The sequence below is a fragment of the Pseudomonas sp. SAR267 genome, from assembly GCF_052077595.1.
In the GTDB taxonomy this organism is placed as follows: Bacteria; Pseudomonadota; Gammaproteobacteria; order Pseudomonadales; family Pseudomonadaceae; genus Aquipseudomonas; species Aquipseudomonas vlassakiae.
Genome location: NZ_JBQIHU010000001.1, coordinates 2,570,508 through 2,587,028 on the forward strand (window position 1 = coordinate 2,570,508; position 16,521 = coordinate 2,587,028).

Annotated in this window: 15 protein-coding genes and 4 pseudogenes; 12 read left to right on the forward strand and 7 right to left on the reverse strand. The window is 59.7% G+C overall.

Translation table 11 applies throughout. The features are described from left to right. The first annotated feature begins 40 nt into the window (after positions 1 to 40). From ACTORR_RS12370 to ACTORR_RS12390, 5 genes and pseudogenes are all read left to right on the forward strand, one after another. Positions 41 to 277, forward strand: coding sequence for a colicin E3/pyocin S6 family cytotoxin (locus tag ACTORR_RS12370; RefSeq protein WP_260777537.1), 237 nt, complete (start codon positions 41 to 43; stop codon positions 275 to 277). 9 nt (positions 278 to 286) lie between these two features. Then, positions 287 to 598: a hypothetical protein gene (locus ACTORR_RS12375; protein ID WP_313365047.1), complete on the forward strand. Its 312-nt coding sequence runs from the start codon at positions 287 to 289 to the stop codon at positions 596 to 598. Next, positions 598 to 1,536 (forward strand): ImmA/IrrE family metallo-endopeptidase, encoded by a 939-nt coding sequence (locus ACTORR_RS12380; RefSeq protein WP_313365048.1) that lies wholly within the window; start codon positions 598 to 600, stop codon positions 1,534 to 1,536. The genes ACTORR_RS12375 and ACTORR_RS12380 overlap by 1 nt, the downstream gene beginning before the upstream one ends. 93 nt (positions 1,537 to 1,629) lie before the next feature. Continuing rightward, positions 1,630 to 1,722 (forward strand): annotated as a pseudogene (locus ACTORR_RS12385) (IS5/IS1182 family transposase); the annotation flags it as partial. 458 nt (positions 1,723 to 2,180) lie between these two features. After that, the gene (locus ACTORR_RS12390; protein WP_313365049.1) at positions 2,181 to 2,504 is read left to right on the forward strand and encodes a helix-turn-helix domain-containing protein; all 324 of its coding nucleotides are present in this window, start codon (positions 2,181 to 2,183) and stop codon (positions 2,502 to 2,504) included. Here ACTORR_RS12390 and ACTORR_RS12395 read toward each other — a convergent pair. Then, positions 2,501 to 2,851 carry a type II toxin-antitoxin system RelE/ParE family toxin gene (locus tag ACTORR_RS12395; RefSeq protein ID WP_313365050.1) on the reverse strand — a complete coding sequence of 117 codons (351 nt, stop codon included), beginning with the start codon at positions 2,849 to 2,851 and terminating at the stop codon, positions 2,501 to 2,503. The two genes, ACTORR_RS12390 and ACTORR_RS12395, sit on opposite strands and share 4 nt — an antisense overlap. A gap of 151 nt (positions 2,852 to 3,002) precedes the next feature. On the opposite strand from ACTORR_RS12395, the pseudogene ACTORR_RS12400 reads away from it, so the two are divergent. Then, positions 3,003 to 3,424: pseudogene (locus ACTORR_RS12400) on the forward strand (tyrosine-type recombinase/integrase); the annotation flags it as partial. Between the two features lie 172 nt (positions 3,425 to 3,596). Here the strand turns inward: ACTORR_RS12400 and ACTORR_RS12405 are convergent. Together ACTORR_RS12405 and ACTORR_RS12410 are read right to left on the reverse strand one after the other, a co-directional pair. Further along, a pseudogene (locus ACTORR_RS12405) lies at positions 3,597 to 4,289 on the reverse strand (HipA domain-containing protein); the annotation flags it as partial. Further along, a pseudogene (locus tag ACTORR_RS12410) lies at positions 4,273 to 4,398 on the reverse strand (transcriptional regulator); the annotation flags it as partial. The pseudogenes ACTORR_RS12405 and ACTORR_RS12410, both read right to left, overlap by 17 nt. Positions 4,399 to 4,764: 366 nt before the next feature. Between ACTORR_RS12410 and ACTORR_RS12415 the strand changes: the two are divergent. Then, a complete protein-coding gene (locus ACTORR_RS12415) occupies positions 4,765 to 4,956 on the forward strand; it encodes a hypothetical protein (RefSeq protein WP_054885888.1) in 192 nt (63 codons plus the stop codon). A 175-nt stretch (positions 4,957 to 5,131) separates the two neighbouring features. Here ACTORR_RS12415 and ACTORR_RS12420 read toward each other — a convergent pair whose 3' ends face one another. Next, on the reverse strand, positions 5,132 to 7,411 hold the full coding sequence (locus ACTORR_RS12420) for a TonB-dependent siderophore receptor (protein WP_409521026.1): 2,280 nt from the start codon (positions 7,409 to 7,411) through the stop codon (positions 5,132 to 5,134). A gap of 156 nt (positions 7,412 to 7,567) precedes the next feature. Between ACTORR_RS12420 and ACTORR_RS12425 the strand changes: the two genes are divergently transcribed. The 3 genes from ACTORR_RS12425 (at position 7,568) to ACTORR_RS12435 (ending at position 11,431) form a co-directional block, all read left to right on the forward strand. Continuing rightward, on the forward strand, positions 7,568 to 8,287 hold the full coding sequence (locus ACTORR_RS12425) for a response regulator (protein ID WP_099813833.1): 720 nt from the start codon (positions 7,568 to 7,570) through the stop codon (positions 8,285 to 8,287). Between the two features lies 1 nt (position 8,288). Beyond that, positions 8,289 to 9,656 (forward strand): ATP-binding protein, encoded by a 1,368-nt coding sequence (locus ACTORR_RS12430; RefSeq protein ID WP_313365052.1) that lies wholly within the window; start codon positions 8,289 to 8,291, stop codon positions 9,654 to 9,656. Between the two features lie 104 nt (positions 9,657 to 9,760). Further along, positions 9,761 to 11,431, forward strand: coding sequence for an FMN-binding glutamate synthase family protein (locus ACTORR_RS12435; RefSeq protein WP_313365053.1), 1,671 nt, complete (start codon positions 9,761 to 9,763; stop codon positions 11,429 to 11,431). Between the two features lie 30 nt (positions 11,432 to 11,461). Here the strand turns inward: ACTORR_RS12435 and ACTORR_RS12440 are convergent, their stop codons facing one another. From ACTORR_RS12440 to aguA, 3 genes are all read right to left on the reverse strand, one after another. Then, on the reverse strand, positions 11,462 to 12,751 hold the full coding sequence (locus ACTORR_RS12440; protein ID WP_054885892.1) for an OprD family porin: 1,290 nt from the start codon (positions 12,749 to 12,751) through the stop codon (positions 11,462 to 11,464). A gap of 195 nt (positions 12,752 to 12,946) precedes the next feature. Then, a complete protein-coding gene (locus ACTORR_RS12445) occupies positions 12,947 to 13,150 on the reverse strand; it encodes a hypothetical protein (RefSeq protein WP_313365054.1) in 204 nt (67 codons plus the stop codon). Between the two features lie 401 nt (positions 13,151 to 13,551). Then, positions 13,552 to 14,658 carry an agmatine deiminase gene (aguA, locus tag ACTORR_RS12450; RefSeq protein ID WP_054885894.1) on the reverse strand — a complete coding sequence of 369 codons (1,107 nt, stop codon included), beginning with the start codon at positions 14,656 to 14,658 and terminating at the stop codon, positions 13,552 to 13,554. Between the two features lie 444 nt (positions 14,659 to 15,102). Here aguA and rfbC point away from each other — a divergent pair, with 444 nt between their 5' ends. Continuing rightward, positions 15,103 to 15,645: a dTDP-4-dehydrorhamnose 3,5-epimerase gene (rfbC, locus tag ACTORR_RS12455; RefSeq protein WP_054885895.1), complete on the forward strand. Its 543-nt coding sequence runs from the start codon at positions 15,103 to 15,105 to the stop codon at positions 15,643 to 15,645. Then, positions 15,642 to 16,502, forward strand: a complete 861-nt coding sequence (rfbD, locus tag ACTORR_RS12460) for a dTDP-4-dehydrorhamnose reductase (protein WP_099813837.1) — start codon at positions 15,642 to 15,644, stop codon at positions 16,500 to 16,502. Before rfbC ends, rfbD begins: the two co-directional genes overlap by 4 nt. The last annotated feature ends 19 nt before the right edge of the window (positions 16,503 to 16,521 follow it).

Below are 16,521 nucleotides of genomic sequence, written 5' to 3' on the forward strand. Positions count from 1 at the left end.
GGGTGAACGGAGCGAGGCTAGCAGAGGCGAAGGAGCTCCGATGGGCGGCATCGCACGACCCAGACCTTCCATTGTCGACAGCTTTAAGAAGCATAAGGTCGAGGGTGGGAGGCAGTACTATTTTGATCCCAATGAGCAGCGCTACTATTCTTGGGACTCTCTCCACGGAGAGTTTGAAGTTTTTGATAAGCGTGGTTACCACTTGGGCTCGGTATGTCCTATAACGGGGATTACCTTGAAACCACCCGTCAGAGGACGGCGGTTTAACCCAAACTAGGGGATTGACATGAACTTTGTAGAGCTTTGCCTTAGAGGCGATGTTTTGACCGACGAGATTGATGATTTCGTTGAGGACTGGCACGAAGGTAGGGAGGGTGTTGACCAAGACCTCCATGAGTATCTCGGCATGAGCTGGGAAGAATATTCGGTTTGGTCCACTAACCCTTCAATGCTTCCGTATATTCTGTCAGCACGCAGGCACGGAATCAGCTTTGAAGAAGAGTTGAACAGAGATAGATATGCTCTGGCTGCTCGCGCGCCCTCCGCATTGGAAGCAAAGCGCATTATAGATTGGCTGAAGGAAGAGGAAGCTAGTTGATGTATCCAGAAGAACGGATGGCTGCACGAGTACTGCAACGAAAAGGATTAACGCCGCCCTACGATCTTCTGGAATTGGCAAGCAGTTTTGGCGAAGTACGCTACAGAAACTTTCCGTTCAAGGCTGACGGAATAACTGTTGGAATTGGAAAGCAGGCCCGACCAACCATCTACATCAACAGTAATTGCCCTGATACGAGGCAACGTTTCACGTTAGCCCATGAGATCGGACATATCGTTATCCCATGGCATACAGGCACCGTAGTATCCCACCTGGAGCCTGGTTCCGACGATCAAGACTATTCACTCATGGAGCAAGAGGCCAATAGGTTCGCAGCCGAACTGTTAATGCCGACCGAATGGTTAAAGGCCATCTTCACTGAGTGCACCTCGGTCGAATCTTTTTTTAAAAAAGTTCTGAATTTGACCGGGGCGTCTAAAGAGGCCGTCTTTTACAAAATTTTCAATGAGTTAGACGCCCCCATTGCTTGCGCGCGCCTTAATGAATTCGATGGAACCATCTCTCAAACCAAGCGTACAAAGTTCGCTCCCCATGATGATCGAAGCTCCTATCCTCGCCGCCTCTATAAAGATATAGATAACAAATATGAAGAGTTTTCTGTAGACGGAATGGCGTTCTGCTCGTGGTTCTTCAAAGGCAAGGAAATAGTAGAACTAGATACTCGACCTTGGCGTGAAGTATTCAATCAGATTCTTGAAGAAACATGTCTTAAGCCTAAGCTTCACAGCATAAACGCCATCATGTCAGCGGCTTTTGAGAAAAACAAACACCTGAGCGAGCATGATATCTGTGGGGGTGTTCTGCGTTCCTTTATATCACGAGACGAGCTACCCGGACTTAAAGATCATCCGCTTTTTGAGCAATATGTTATCAAGCGTGTAAAAGAATTGAGATTACGATCCAAGCAAAAGAAATAGCTCTTCAGATTAGCGAAAGCCGCCTCGATGGGCGGCTTTTCAGTCTCTAAACTTCAGTGTGCTTTATCAGTCGGTAGCTCGTATGGATTGAAGCGGATCGACAAGCTCGCGAAAAGTTATGCCGCCATGGTCTCACTGGCTTGCTCCATGCGGTGTTTGCGACATCTCTTTTCGTACAGAGCCTAGAGGGGATAGCACGGAGGATGCGGTACTTCGTGCAAATTTAAAGGGTACAAATAGGGATACTAATTACCCAGCCATTTATATCCCGTTGATAAATAATGATATTTTTATTAGTTCGACTCCTGGTGCGACCATACGCAATACTCAAAAGGCTCACCGAAAGGTGGGCCTTTTTTGTGTTTAGTGCACTGCATCCGCGCACTCACCATGCTCCGATACGAACACCAATCAGCGCCAACAGGTTAGCGGACAGCCTGAACGCTTCGCGATCGGTGTGGGAGCTGGCTCGCCTGCGATGGGCTGCAAAGCAGCCCCAGCAATCTTGACCTGCACACAGACCGAATTGACGGATCGCCATCCCGGCTCAAAGACAAATCCATCGCTAAAAACGCTTTGACTCACCACCCAGAGGCCGCTACGATTTTATCTTAAATTTTAGATATTCCTACTGAGGCCAGCCCATGGCGCTTCAATTCCACGAAAGCCCCTTCCACGCCACCCATGATGCCAACACCGCCAGCAAGATGGCCTTGAAGATGGACCTGTCGATCTTCATCACCGACTGCATCAAAAAAATGGGCCTCAAGCAGCATGATGCGGCGGTCAGGCTGAACGTGACCCAATCCCGCATTTCCGAGTTGGCAAATGGCAAGATCGAGAAATTCACGCTCGACGCCATGATGGACATGCTCGACAAGCTCGGCTTTCGCACGACCCTTACCCTGCCCTCTAACGATGCCGGTTCCCCTCCGCAGATCGTCATCTCTCAAATGCCTGGCAACTAGACCCGATACCCCATCTTGCGAAGCTCGTGCTTGAACTCCTTCATCCGGTCTTCAGCAACCTGCATCGCATGCCGGTCGGACCTGTTGGTCGTTTTCACGAACGAATGCAGCACTACGATCATGTCCGCAAATTTGGCCACATACACGCAGCGAAATGCAGGGCTGCCGTTGATGATGAGCTCTATCGCACCCGCCCCCACCGACTCCGTCAGCGACTTGATCGGCCGCTCGGGGTCCTGACCATACTGAATACGGCGCAGGTCTTTGCCGAAGTCGTCCTGAACATCCTGCGGCAGAGCCTTGTACTCACGCTCAGCGGCTGCACTCACAAACGCAAACTTTCTCAACGGTCTACCCAATAAGGCAAGGCTGTAATCGTGGACGGCATAAATGCCGGAGAAGGAGGAATTTAGCGCAGTCGACTGCCGTGGACAGGGATAGAAATGTTTCGGAATATCAGCCTGAAATATGCTGTTTCTTACACATGCTTGGCTCGAATTGGCCTTGCTTGAGCAGATCCACGCAATCACCGGCAGTTCGAGCTGGTGTTCGCGGGGGATGCCAAGCCGTGGAAACCGATGTCCGAGAACACGGTGAATGCCGCGCTCAGGACGATGGGCTACGACACCAAGGTGGATATCTGCGACCACGGGTTCCGAGCCATGGCGTGCAGTGCGCTGGTCGAGTCCGGGCTGTGGTCGGAGACGGCCATCGAACGGCAGATGAGCCACAAGGAACGCAACAACGTGCGGGCCGCTTATACCCATAAGGCCGAGTTCCTCGAAGAGCGCCGGATGATCATGACCTGGTGGAGCCGGTTTTTGGAGGCGAACCGCGAGGACCATGTGACGCCGCATGAGTTTGCCAAGCAGACGAGCGAGAACGTCACGCGCCTTCGCAGTGCCAAGAAGACCGAGTAACTCGCCGCACCACCGCATCAAACTCGCTGTGAAGTTACCCACAGCAGGTCATATGGAAACACGTCGCTATTCAACCAGTTGGCGTGCAGTGGCGACGAACCGCTGCGATGGGCAGCCAGGCGGCCCGGCAATTTCAAGGAGCTGGTGCTATCTAATCAGCCTTCATCGCCCTTCATCCAAATGACTGAATGAACGGCCCAGCGCTTCGCTTTATAGCTGCAACGACCTGAGGCGCCTGCTCACACAGCTCAGGAGCGTTTGCCAGTACCCGCTCAAGGGCTGTTAGCTGCTGCCTGATAACTTCCGGGGGCTGATCAACTCCACACGTTTCAGCAAACTCCAGCAACCCCAAGCGTGAGGCGAAAAGCGTTTTGTTTCCGGACAGCGACAAAGCCAGCACATCTTCCGGGATGTAGGCCGTGGTATTTACGATGTCATAGGCGGGAGCCAGGCAGGCATCGCGTTGCGCGGGGCTTGAGTACAGCAAGCCAAAATTCTTGAGGTGTGCATCGCCATTACCGACGATGCAGCTGAGTGCCACCATCGCGAACAGCTGCCTCAGCGAAGGCTGTACCGCTTCTGGTGCGCAGAAAAGGCGGATGGCTTTGGCAATTGCTGCGTAGCTTTTGCTGTATTTCTGGTCTGCCGAGAGCCCCATCAATGCAGCCATGTCTTCAAAACCGATCGGGTCGTTCTGTTCATCCCTGTCGAAACGACGCATGACGAACAGTTTTGCATTGTCAGAAAGGAAAAACGGCGGGACGGGAATGCCGGCAGCCTGGGCTACAGACATGCAGAGATATTCATTGATTGCCAATCCAGGATATTCATCCCGCCCACTTTTAATGAATGGCAATGATTTTTTGCCGGGTCAGGAGCGCTCGATCTGCCAGTTGGCTTTGGGTGAGGCCGAGGTTCAAACGACGTGTTCGAATCTGCTCGCCCAAGCGCTTGGTAATGAGAATGTGGTACATGTTCCATATTCGTGACAACGGCGGATGAATGTAACGTATACCAGACCATGCAAATGGGCTATCGCAATCTGCCCAGCGCCCAGGAAATCACTTGGCCTATCGGACTCAGGCTTGGTCTTCGCCTTAGCAGCCGCGTCCTTCGCAACAGCGCAATTACCTGCTGACGCTGAGAGGTACATTCTAATACTCGGCGGCCCATCGACGCGGTTCATCGCCACGACAAGCGCAGCTCCCGCACGCCTTAGGAGCATCGCTTGCCGACGACGGACTACACCGTGCGACGAGTGGCGAAGATTGAAAATCAGCAGGTTGGCATAATGGCATCGCCAGCAATTAATCCAATCCGCCGTTGTGAGCCCCTGTGCAATGAATGCCGAAATCCGTTACTCGATCATCCTGGAACACAACGCCGAAGTGCTGCTGGCCAATGCCTCCATGGCGCAGGTCGAGGCGTTCTGGGATGCCAACGACTCCCGCTATTTTGGCTTGCACATGGAAGACCCGTGCGGCTCGCATGTACGCGTCATGGTCACCGATGAAATGCCAGAGGACGAGTAGCCTTGCGCATGGCTTGTGGGAGCGGCTTCAGCCGCGAAGCAGGTACTGCGGTGGATGGCACGGGCTTCGCCCGTGTTCGCGGGCAAGCCCGCTCCCACAGGGATCGCGTCGACTTCAAGGTCTGTACATTACAGTTGCCCCCGACAAAGTGGGGCCGCTTGGTGGCCCCAACTGATCAGAACGCGGTGCTGACCGTCAGCGACATGTTGCGCGGGTCACCGTAGATCGCCCCGGCATAGAAGCCGTACTGGGTGTAGTAGTGCTTGTCGAAGACGTTGTCGACATTGAGGCTCACCGTGGTGTCATCCGTCAGCTGGTACTTGGCCATGGCATTCCAGATCGCATAACCAGACCAGTTCACGTCGGTCGCCCCGGCACTCACGCCGTTCACAGGCTGCCCTGCCGGGCTGGAAATGGCGCGGATGTTGGTCTGCGCCTTCACCCCAGCCCCCAGGGTCAGGCGATCCAGCGAGCCAGACAGACGATAGGTGGTCGAAGCCTTGAACAGGTGCGACGGGTCGCTGCGCCCGTCGCTGTCGACGCGGCGGAAATACAGGTAGGTATAACCGGCATACACGTTCCAGTTCGGCGTCAGCGCACCGGCAATTTCCAGGTCGATACCGTCCGTTTCCTGGCCGGTGCCAGCCTTGTAGGCATCACCACCGGTTGGCGTGGTCAGGCCGTCGTCGAGCACCGCCTTGTTCTGCTGCTTGGTGCGGAAGTAAGCCGCCGAGGCGTTGAGGCGCCCGTCCAGCCACTCGCCCTTGATGCCGGTCTCGTAGCTTTGGCCGCGAATCGGCTCGACCTTGGTACCGCTTTCGGTCTCGGCCGTCTGCGGGTTGAAGATGTCGGTGTAGCTGGCATACAGCGAGTAAGTGTCGTTGAGGTCGTACACCGCACCCAGGTAGGGGGTGACGATGCCATTGTTCTGCTGGTTGCTGCGCACGCCGGCGACACTGTTGGTGGTTGCCGAATAATCGGTGGTGCGCACGCCGACGATCACTGACAGCGGGTCGATAATGCTCAGGCGGGTGGCGGCGTACATGCCCTGCAAACGGGTGGTGGTCTTGCTGTGGCGGCCGGTGCGCGAGGCGATCATGTCGTAATCGCTGTCCACGCCGTTGTGCCAGTCGGTCAGCGGGAAACCGTTGTTGGCGCGGAACTGGCAGCCCACCGAGGGTGCGCTGACGCGGTCGTCGCTGACCATGTTGCAGCTGTATTCCGGCGACCAGGCCACGGTACGGCTGTCGTTGTAGCCAACCATCGCCTGATGGGTGCGGCCAAACAGCTGGAACGGGCCGGACAGGTCGATCTGCGCGGACTGCTGGGTGGTGTCACTGGAGCTGTGCAGGCCGTTGAGCACCGCGCCGCTGCCATCCTGGTCCCAGTAGCCGCCGTAACTGCCACGTCCGGCCGAATTGACCTTGGCCAGGCCGCGGTGGTTGAGCACTTCTGCCGTGCTCTGGGCCGCCTTGAGGTCGAGGGTCCAGTCGTTGTCGAAGCGGTGCTCCAGCGAGCCAAAGGCGGTGCGAGTGGTGTATTCGCCGAAGCTCCAGCTCGGCACCACGTTGGTGCTGCGTGGCAAGTCGGTCTTGCTGCCGTCCTTGTACCAGATCGGGATGTTGGCGCCCCAGCCGCCACCGACCACCTTGTTGTATTCGTACTGGTAACCGGCGCCAATCGTGGTGGCATCGTCGATGTCGAATTCGAAGTTTGCCAGCGCCGCACGCGAACGCTCGGACTGGTTGTCGCGGAACGAGTTGGCGTCGCCCTGGGTCATCACGAAACGTGAACGCAGGCGGCCATCTTCGGACAGCGGCAGGTTGAGGTCCGCACCCAGGCGGCGTTTGTCCCAACTGCCGTAGGTGGCGTAGGCGCTGCCGCCGAAGGTTTTAGTCGGGGCCTTGCGGATCAGGTTGACGGTGGCCGACGGGTCGCCAGTGCCACCGAGCAGGCCGTTGGCGCCGCGTACGATGTCGATGCGTTCGTACAGATCCATGTTCAGCGCGTTGCCGCCGCCGCTGAAGTCGGAACCGCCCTGGAACTGCAGGCCATCGACCTTCCAGTTGCTGATCGAGTAGCCACGGGCACGGAAGTCAGTGCGCCCACCCACTTCGGACTTGGTGGCGCTCACGCCTGGCGTGGTGTCCAGCGCCTGCTCGATGGAGTGCACATCGCGGTCGTCCATCTGCTGGCGGGTGATGGTGGTGACCGATTGCGGCGTCTGCCGTGGGGTCAGCTGCAGGCCGGTGGAACTGCGGGTGCTTTCCACCGTGTAGCCGAGCTGGCCGGTTTCGTCTGCCGATACCAGCGCACTGTCCTCGATCTGCGTGGCCTCCAGTTCCAGCGGCTGGCTTTCGGCTGCCAGGGCGCTGCCACTGATGGCGACGGCAATGAAGAAGGCAAGCGGGTGCAGGCGGCTACCGCCCCGGACAACAGGAGTGAAGTCGTTCATGGCGCTCTTGAGGCTCATTTGGGAAGGTTTCGTATTCGCAGATGATTTTTTGTTACGATTCTAGGGATCCGCCCTTTGGGCTCCATACCCGGCTTGTACCGGGATGTAATTGAACGTAACGAGCGCTGCCGGCCCTCCCGAACAGGTGTTTTCCCGATGAGCACAACCTTGCTGGTTGTCGACGATGACGACGAGATCCGCGAACTTCTTTGCGATTACCTTACCGATGCCGGCTACACCGTACTGGCGGCAGCAGACGGTGAAGGCATGCGCGAGCAGCTGGCCGCGAGCAAGGTCGACCTGGTGGTGCTCGACCTGATGCTGCCTGGCGAGGATGGCTTGAGCCTGTGCCGCCAGTTGCAGGCGACGGCGGGCCTGGCGGTGATCATGCTGTCGGCCAAGGGCAGCACGCTGGACCGCATCATCGGCCTGGAAGTGGGTGCCGACGACTACCTGGCCAAGCCTTTCGAACCGCGCGAGCTGGTCGCCCGCATCAAGGCGGTGCTGCGCCGCCCGCAACGCCTGGATACTCCAGCCGAAGAGCCAGCGGCCGAAGCCCAGCATTTCGCAGGCTTCAGCATCGACCACGTCAAACGCCTGCTGACCCGCCCCGACGGCGAAACCCTCACCCTGCCCCGCTCCGATTACCGCGTGCTGCGTGAACTGCTGGAGGCCAACAACCGGGTGGTCTCGCGTGATCAGCTGACACGCAGTGCGTTTGGCCGCGACCACCACCCCGATGATCGCTCGGTGGACATGTGTATCAGCCGCCTGCGCCAGCAACTGCGCCGTGCACCGGCCGGCGATATCCAGATCCTGACCATCCGCAACGAAGGCTACCTGCTAAGCCTCGGCCGTGCCGAGGCCGGGGGCTGAAATGCCTTGGCTCCGTCGCCTGTGGCCGCGCACGCTGTTTGGCCAGCTACTGCTGATCATGGTCAGCGGCACGCTGGTGGTCCAGTTGATGTCGAGCAGCATCTGGTTCGATGTGCGTTTCGCCCAGGTGCTCGAGGCACCGATCCGGCTCATGGCCGCACGCAGTGCTCCACTGATTGCCCAGGCCAATTGCCACACGCAAGACCTGCAGGTGCCCGCGCACTACCAGTTGCGTTGCGCCGAGAACCAACCTGTGCAGCAGGAGGATCAGCCGCGCGGGCGCCGGCGCGTCGAACTGTTGCTGCAACAGGCGCTCAAGTACGAACTGGGCCATGCCCAGGCAGTGCGCCTGCTGAAGGTGCAACTGACCGACGAACAGGGTCAGCCGATCGTCTGGCGCAGCCTGTTCGGCCTGCGCACCGCCCAGGCGCATATCCAGTTCGCCGTGCCGTTGCCCGATGGCCATTGGTTGAGCATCGACGGGCAGGAGCTGCAGGGCTGGAGCGGCGAGTCGGCGTGGGTACTGATCAGTGACTACCTGCTACGGGTCTATGCGCTGCGCATCGTCGCCGTGCTGCTGGTCTGCCTGATCGCAGTGCGCCTGTGCCTGCGCCCGTTGCGGCGCCTGGCCGACGCGGCGCGTGGGCTGGGCAGCAACCTGGAACAGCCAGCGCTGGCCCTGGACGGCCCCGAGGAAGTGCGCCAGGCCGCGCTGGCCTTCAACGCCATGCAGCAACGGCTGATCGCCATGGTCAAAGACAAGGCCCATTTCCTGGCCGCCGTGTCCCACGACCTGCGCACCCCGCTGACGCGCATGCGCCTGCGCCTGGAGCGCTTGCCGGACGATGAGCAGCGCGAACGCCTGCGGCAGAATATCACCCAGATGGACAACATGATCGGCCAGGTGCTGGATTACCTGCGCGCTGGCGAGCAGCAAAACCTTCAGCAGGTCGACCTCGACCGCCTGGTGGCGCGGCTGTGCGCGGACCTTGCCAGCAGCGCGGAACCACTACCTGTAGATGGCAAGGCTGGTAGCCTGCGGGTCGATGCCCTGTTGTTACAACGCTGCCTGCAGAATCTGGTGGTCAATGCCCTGCGTTACGCCAGGCAGGTTTCGGTGACGCTGGAAACCACCATCACTGGCGTTTACATCCACATCGACGACCGCGGCCCCGGCATCGCGCCGGGCCTGCTAACCACCATCACCGATCCGTTTGTGCGTGGCGAAGGGTCACGCAATCAGGCTTCCGGGGGCTATGGGCTGGGGCTGAGCATCGCCCAGCGCATCGCCAGCAGCCATGGCGGCGAATTGCTGCTGCACAATCGCGAAGGCGGCGGTTTGCGCGTCAGTGTCTTGCTGCCCCGATGATCCAGCCCCTCACGCTCAGGTAATAGTCTTTTACCAAAACCCCAGGTTTTCCCGACCTGGGGTTTGCCTATCCTAGGCCGCGTCATCCAGCCTGCGATGGACCCATGAAAGATTCGCTCCCCAGCCGTTATGCCTGCCTGGCCCTGTGCCTGCTGTTCACCTTCGCCAGCATTCCGTTCCTTGCCCAGCACAGTTGGCTCTGGCCACTGACGGTGGTCACCGCCCTGCTCAGCCTGGTCGGCCTCAACGACCTGCGCCAGAGCCACCACGCGGTGCGGCGCAACTACCCGATCCTGGGCAACATCCGCTACCTGATCGAGACCATCCGCCCCGAGATCCGCCAGTACCTGATCGAAGGTGACGACGACAAGCTGCCGTTCTCCCGTTCGCAGCGCTCGCTGGTGTATGCCCGGGCCAAGAACGAGAGCGCCGAGAAAGCCTTCGGCACGCTCAACGATGCCTACAAGCCCGGCTTCGAATTCATCAGCCACTCGATGCTGCCGGTCGCCACACCCGACCCGGCATCGTTCCGCATTGCCATTGGCGGGCCGCAATGCCGCCAGCCCTACTGCGCGTCGATCTTCAACATTTCGGCCATGAGCTTTGGCGCGCTCAGTGCCAACGCGATTGCCGCACTCAACCAGGGCGCACGCCTTGGCCGCTTTGCCCATGACACCGGCGAGGGCAGCATCAGCCCTTACCACCGCGAGCATGGCGGCGATCTGATCTGGGAAATCGGCAGCGGTTACTTCGGTTGCCGCACCGCAGACGGCCACTTCGACGCACAACGATTCGCCGAACAGGCGCGCAGCCCGCAGGTGAAGATGATCGAAATCAAGCTCAGCCAGGGCGCCAAGCCCGGCCACGGCGGGATTTTGCCGGCCCATAAGGTCAGCCCGGAAATCGCTGCCACCCGGGGTGTGCGCGTGGGCGAAGACTGCATCTCGCCCGCCGCGCACAGTGCGTTCCGCACCCCGACAGAGCTGCTGCACTTCATCGCCAGCCTGCGCGAGCTGTCGGGCGGCAAGCCGGTGGGCTTCAAGTTCTGCCTGGGCCACCCGTGGGAGTTCATGGGCATCGCCAAGGCCATGCTGGTTACCGGCATCACCCCGGACTTCATCGTCGTCGACGGCAAGGAAGGCGGCACTGGCGCGGCGCCTCGGGAGTTCAGCGACAACATGGGCGTGCCGATGCGTGAAGGCCTGATGTTCGTGCACAACACCCTGGTCGGCCTGAACTTGCGCTCGAGTATCCGCATCGGTGCGGCGGGCAAGATCGTCAGCGCCTTCGATATCGCCAGCGTGCTGGCCATCGGCGCCGACTGGGTCAACTCGGCCCGTGGCTTCATGTTCGCCATCGGTTGCATCCAGTCGCAGAGCTGCCACACCAACAAGTGCCCGACCGGTGTCGCCACCCAGGATGCTTTGCGCCAGCGTGCGCTGGTGGTGCCCGACAAGGCCGAGCGCGTGGCCAGCTTCCATCGCAACACGTTGCATGCCTTGGCCGAAATGCTCGCTGCCGCAGGCCTTGAACACCCTTCGGAGCTCAAGCCCAAGCACCTGGCGCGGCGTATCAGCACCAGCGAGATCAGCCTGTTTTCCGACCTGCACCAGTTCCTCAGGCCTGGCGAATTGCTCAGTGGCTCGATCGAAAGCGAGTTCTATGCACGGATGTGGCGGATGGCGCGCAGTGACAGCTTTGCGCCGGAGACAGGCGATGTACCGGCCGCGCCGGCTGCCGCCAGCGTACGCCGCAAAGAAACAGCCCCGGCATAGGCCGGGGCTGCTCGTAACGAGTGGTCAGGATCAGAAGATGCTGATCGGGTACTCGACGAATACGCGGACTTCGTTGCCGTCGTCGAAGTAGCCGTTCTGTTGTACCGCGTTGTTGGTGCGCACCCAGGAACCGCGCAGCTTGACCGACAGGTCCTTGGCCGGGCCGTCCTGAACCACGTAGCGCAGCTGGTTGAAGATTTCGCGCTCTTTACCTTCGCCGAAGCCGTGGGTGTTGATGTTGTCACCCGCCACGTAGGCGATCTTGTAGGTCAGGCCCGGCATGCCGAAGGCGCCGAAGTCCAGGCCGTAGGCGAGCTGCCAGGAGCGCTCGTCTTCGGCGTTGAAGTCGGACCAGTAGGAGTTGGCCAGGTAGATGGTCGAACCACCGTCACCCACGCCACCGCGGTCCTGGTACCAGCCGTAGTTGTAGCCAGTGCTGCCGGTGCTGCGCTGGTGCGCCAGGGTCACCGAGTGCGGGCCAAAGGCGTAGGTGGCCGCCAGGCTCCAGATGGTGTTTTCGTCACCGGTCAGCTCGGCTTTCTGGACGTACTTGCTGTTGATGTCCGACTTGTAGCCGTTGAAGTCCAGGGTCAGGGACTGGTCAACCGCGATCGGGAAGACGTAGTTCATGCCCAGGTAGTGCTTCTTCATCACGTCTTCGATGTTCGACGTGTAGGCGGAAGCGGTGAAGTTGTTGGTGAACTTGTAGCTGCCACCGAACACATCGATCGACTTCAGGTGGCCGCTGTCACGCCCTTCGGCGCTCTTGCGAGCTTCCTCGGTAAAGTGACCGGCATTCAGCTCCAGGCCTTCGATTTCCTTGGAGGTGATGAATGTACCGGTGTAGCTCTCGGGCAGCAGGCGGCTGTCGTCGTACTGCAGCACTGGCAGCTCAGGCATCATGTCACCGTACTTGAGCACGGTGTTGGAGACGCGGAACTTGATGGCAGCGCCACCACGGGCCAGGTTGTGCGGCGAATTGGTCGGTGCGGTGTCGCTGGGCTTGAAGAAGTCGACGCCGGCCGCGCCATTACGGCCCTTGCCGCCATCCAGGCGCAGTGCGTACAGGCCGAAGGCGTCAACGCCCACGCCCACGGTGCCCTGGGTGAAACCGGAGGAGAACTTGCCGATGAAGGCCTGGCCCCATTCGCTCTGGTCGTTCTTGCCGTGCTTCTTGTCGCGGTTGATATAGGCGTTGCGCAGCAGAATGTTGGCGTGGCTGTCCTCGAGGAAGCCCTTGCTGTCGGCCTGATCGTTGGCCTGGGCCTGGGTCGCGGCGATCATCGCCAGGGCGACCAGGCTGATCCTGGTTTTCAACATGTTGTTTTCCTTATTTCTAAATCAAAAACGCTTTGCACTATTACGCCAGGAACCAACGCCCCTTCGTAGGTTCGACGCTATGCGGATCCGAACTGAAAGGCCCGCCGACAATGGTGTGGCGGGCCTTTCGCAGCAGCATGGCCATGGGTGGCCAGCAAGCGTTGGCCGAATCCTAGCCGTGGGCGATTACAAATGTCAAAAAGTCGTGAATTGCAGGTTGTTATAACCAAAATCGAGCGCTTGCCTGGTGCATTTCCATGCCTGTTTAGCAAGACCAAAGGCAATTTCGCCTTTGTATGATTTGCCGGATTGACCGATCAGGTAAGTCCGAACCATTGGGTCCCGCCTTTGCGAGCCCGCAAACGAAAACGCCACCGCAATTGCGGTGGCGTTATTCATGGGTCGGGCTCCTGCCCTGGTCAGTGCCAGACCCCCAGCAGCGCTTCCAGCTCAGCGTCGCTTATCAGCCCTTGAGGGTAGCGGCCGTCAAGCAGACGTCGTGGGTCGGTCGTCCTGACCCGTTTGCCTCCATGGTGTTTCAACCACTGCGCCACAACCCTGAGCGATTGGTGATTGACTGCCGATGGGCGCAAAGCCGTCTCACTTGCTGCGTTCATGTCCACACGTACTCCCTGGCCCGTGAGCGGCTAATTTACGTCTTGATTGTTACAGAACGGTGTGCCCGGTCTGCGTGGGTAACCCCCTGAAAAACAATACAAAACGTATGCCACCGGACCCTCCGCATATCGGCAGGGCAAAAAAAACCCGTCATCTGACGGGCTTTTTCGTGTGGCAGTCGATCAGCGCTTGAGCGGTGCCGGCTGTTGCTGGGTCAGGCAATGAATGTTGCCACCGCCGAGCAACAGTTCGCGGCCTGGGATCATCACCACCTCATGATCCGGGAAGACCTTGGCAAGAATCGCTCTGGCCTGAGCATCTGCCGGATCGTTGAAGCTCGGCGCAATGATGCCGCCGTTGACGATCAGGAAGTTCACGTACGAACCCGCCAGGCGCACCGACGGGTCACGCTCCTGGCTACCGGCCACCTGGTCGACACCGGCGCATTCTTCCTCCGTGGCGAACAGCGGGCCAGGGATTGGCATTTTGTGCACCACAAACTCGCGGCCCTTGGCGTCACGGGTGTTTTTCAGCACCTCGTAGGCGGCGTGGCAACGGGCGTAGTTGGGGTCGTTGGAATCATCGGTCCAGGCCAGTAACACTTCGCCTGGGCTTACGTAACAGCAGAAATTGTCGACGTGGCCGTCGGTTTCGTCGTTGTAAAGGCCATCGGGCAGCCACACGATGGTTTCCACTGCCAAGTGCTCGCGCAGGATCTCTTCGATCTGCTCGCGGTTCAGGTGCGGGTTGCGGTTGCGGTTGAGCAGGCACTCTTCGGTGGTGATCAGGGTGCCTTCGCCATCGACATGGATCGAGCCGCCTTCCAGCACGAAGCCTTCGGTGTGGTAGCGCTGGCACCGCTCCATTTCCAGCACCTTGGCCGCCAGTTCCTCATCGCGGTTCCACGGCGCATAGAGGCCACCGTCGAAGCCGCCCCAGGCGTTGAAGCCCCAATCCACACCACGCACTTCACCGTGGTCATTGATCACGAAGGTCGGGCCGGTGTCGCGCACCCAGGCGTCGTCGTTGCTGATTTCCACCACGCGAATGTTCGGCAGGTCGAGCTGACGACGGGCGTTTTCGTACTGCCCGGCGGAAACGGCCACGGTTACCGGCTCGAAGCGGGCAATGGCCTTGGCCAGGGTGACATGGGCCGCCTGGGCTGGCTTACCGCCCAGGCGCCAGTTGTCCGAGCGCTCCGGCCAGACCATCCAGACCTGGCTTTGCGGCGCCCATTCGGCGGGCATGTGGAAGCCGTCGGCGCGGGGGGTGGAGTTGAGGGTTTTCATGGTTGACCTCTGCAAGGCACTGGGCGATGGATGGCAAATGAATGTGGCATTTCCGACGGTGCAGGATGCTCGCCGCGACTGGCTAATTTATAACCGATACATATCGACTTTAGAAGCCTCAAAATTCATTTTGCCCCGATAGAAACGCAAATTTTACCGATATAGATCGATAAAAGGCTCGCCAGAGCCGTTGAGGCTCTTACCTTCGATATAATCGCTTGGCGCAGGCTGCACCAGGATGCCAAAAGGCCTCAAGATGAAATCTGTTTCATCTTTCTGCTCGGGAAGCCGGGCTTGTGGCCGATAACCCAATGTAAAGATGAAATCCGCAGGTAGTCTCATGCTGGCTCGCCGCCAGCCGATCTAGGCTCAGGTTGCAGGGCGGCGGACCTAGAGCGGACCTTTCAAGGTCGGACCATCAGCACACTGACCGAAGAAACCTCCATGAACATCATAGCGACCGAGATACCTGACGTAGTCATCATCGAACCGAAGATCTTCGGCGACAGCCGTGGCTTCTTCTTCGAAAGCTTCAACGCGCGCGAATTCAAGTTACAGACCGGGTTCGACGGCCATTTTGTGCAGGACAACCATTCGCGCTCACAGCGCGGTGTGCTGCGGGGCCTGCATTACCAGATCGACAACCCTCAGGGGAAACTGGTGCGCGTGGTCCAGGGCGAGGTGCTGGACGTTGCCGTGGACATCCGCCGGAGTTCACCGACCTTTGGCCGTTGGGTGGCGCGGCGCCTCACGGCCACTGACCACCTGCAGTTCTGGATTCCACCAGGGTTCGCCCATGGCTTCCTGGTGCTGAGCGAAACCGCCGACTTCCTGTACAAGACCACCGACTACTACAATCCCGCCGCCGAGCGCTCGATCCGCTGGGACGACCCTGATCTGGCCATCGACTGGGGCGTGCAGCAGCCGACCCTGTCGGCCAAGGACCAGGCGGCAGTGTTTTTGAAAGACGCGGACCTGTTCCCATGAGAATGCTCGTCTGTGGCCACCATGGCCAGGTCGCCCAGGCCCTGCAAGTGCAGTTGCGCGGGCTCGGCGAGGTGCACCTGCTTGGCCGCGACCAATTGGACATGGCCAGGCCCGAGTCCCTGCGCGAACCACTGCGGCGCTTGGCCCCGCAACTGATCATCAACGCCGCCGCCCACACCGCAGTGGACCAGGCCGAAAGCGAACCGGACCTGGCCTTCGCAATCAACGCAGAAGGCCCGCGGGTCTTGGCCGAAGAAGCGGTACGCCTGGGTGCGCCGCTGATTCACTACTCCACCGACTATGTCTTCGATGGTGAAAAGGCCCTGCCCTACACCGAGCTCGACCGCCCCAACCCGCTAGGCGTCTACGGCCGCAGCAAACTGGCCGGGGAGCAAGCCATCACCGCTGTGGATGGCGAACACCTGATTTTGCGCACCAGCTGGGTCTATTCGCTGCACGGGCGCAATTTCCTGCTGACCATGCAACGCCTGCTGCAGGAAAAACCGCAACTGCGCGTGGTCGACGACCAGATCGGCGCCCCCACCTGGGCCACGACCATCGCCGTCGCCACCCGGCAACTGATCGCCCGTTGGCAAGCCGGGCAACGCGGCGCCTGGGGCACCTATCACCTGACCGCACAAGGCGAGACGTCCTGGTTCGGCTTCGCCCAGGCTATCGGCGAACAGCTCAGGGCACGCGGCCTGCCCTGCGCCGAGCTGGTGCCGATCGCTTCCAGCGAATACCCGACCCCAGCGCGTCGCCCGACCAACTCACGCCTGGACTGCTCGCGCCTGGCTGGTGAGTGGGATGTACACCTGCCGCACTGGCAGCAGGCACTGATCGACTGCCTCAAGTAGCGCATAATTGCGCCAGACC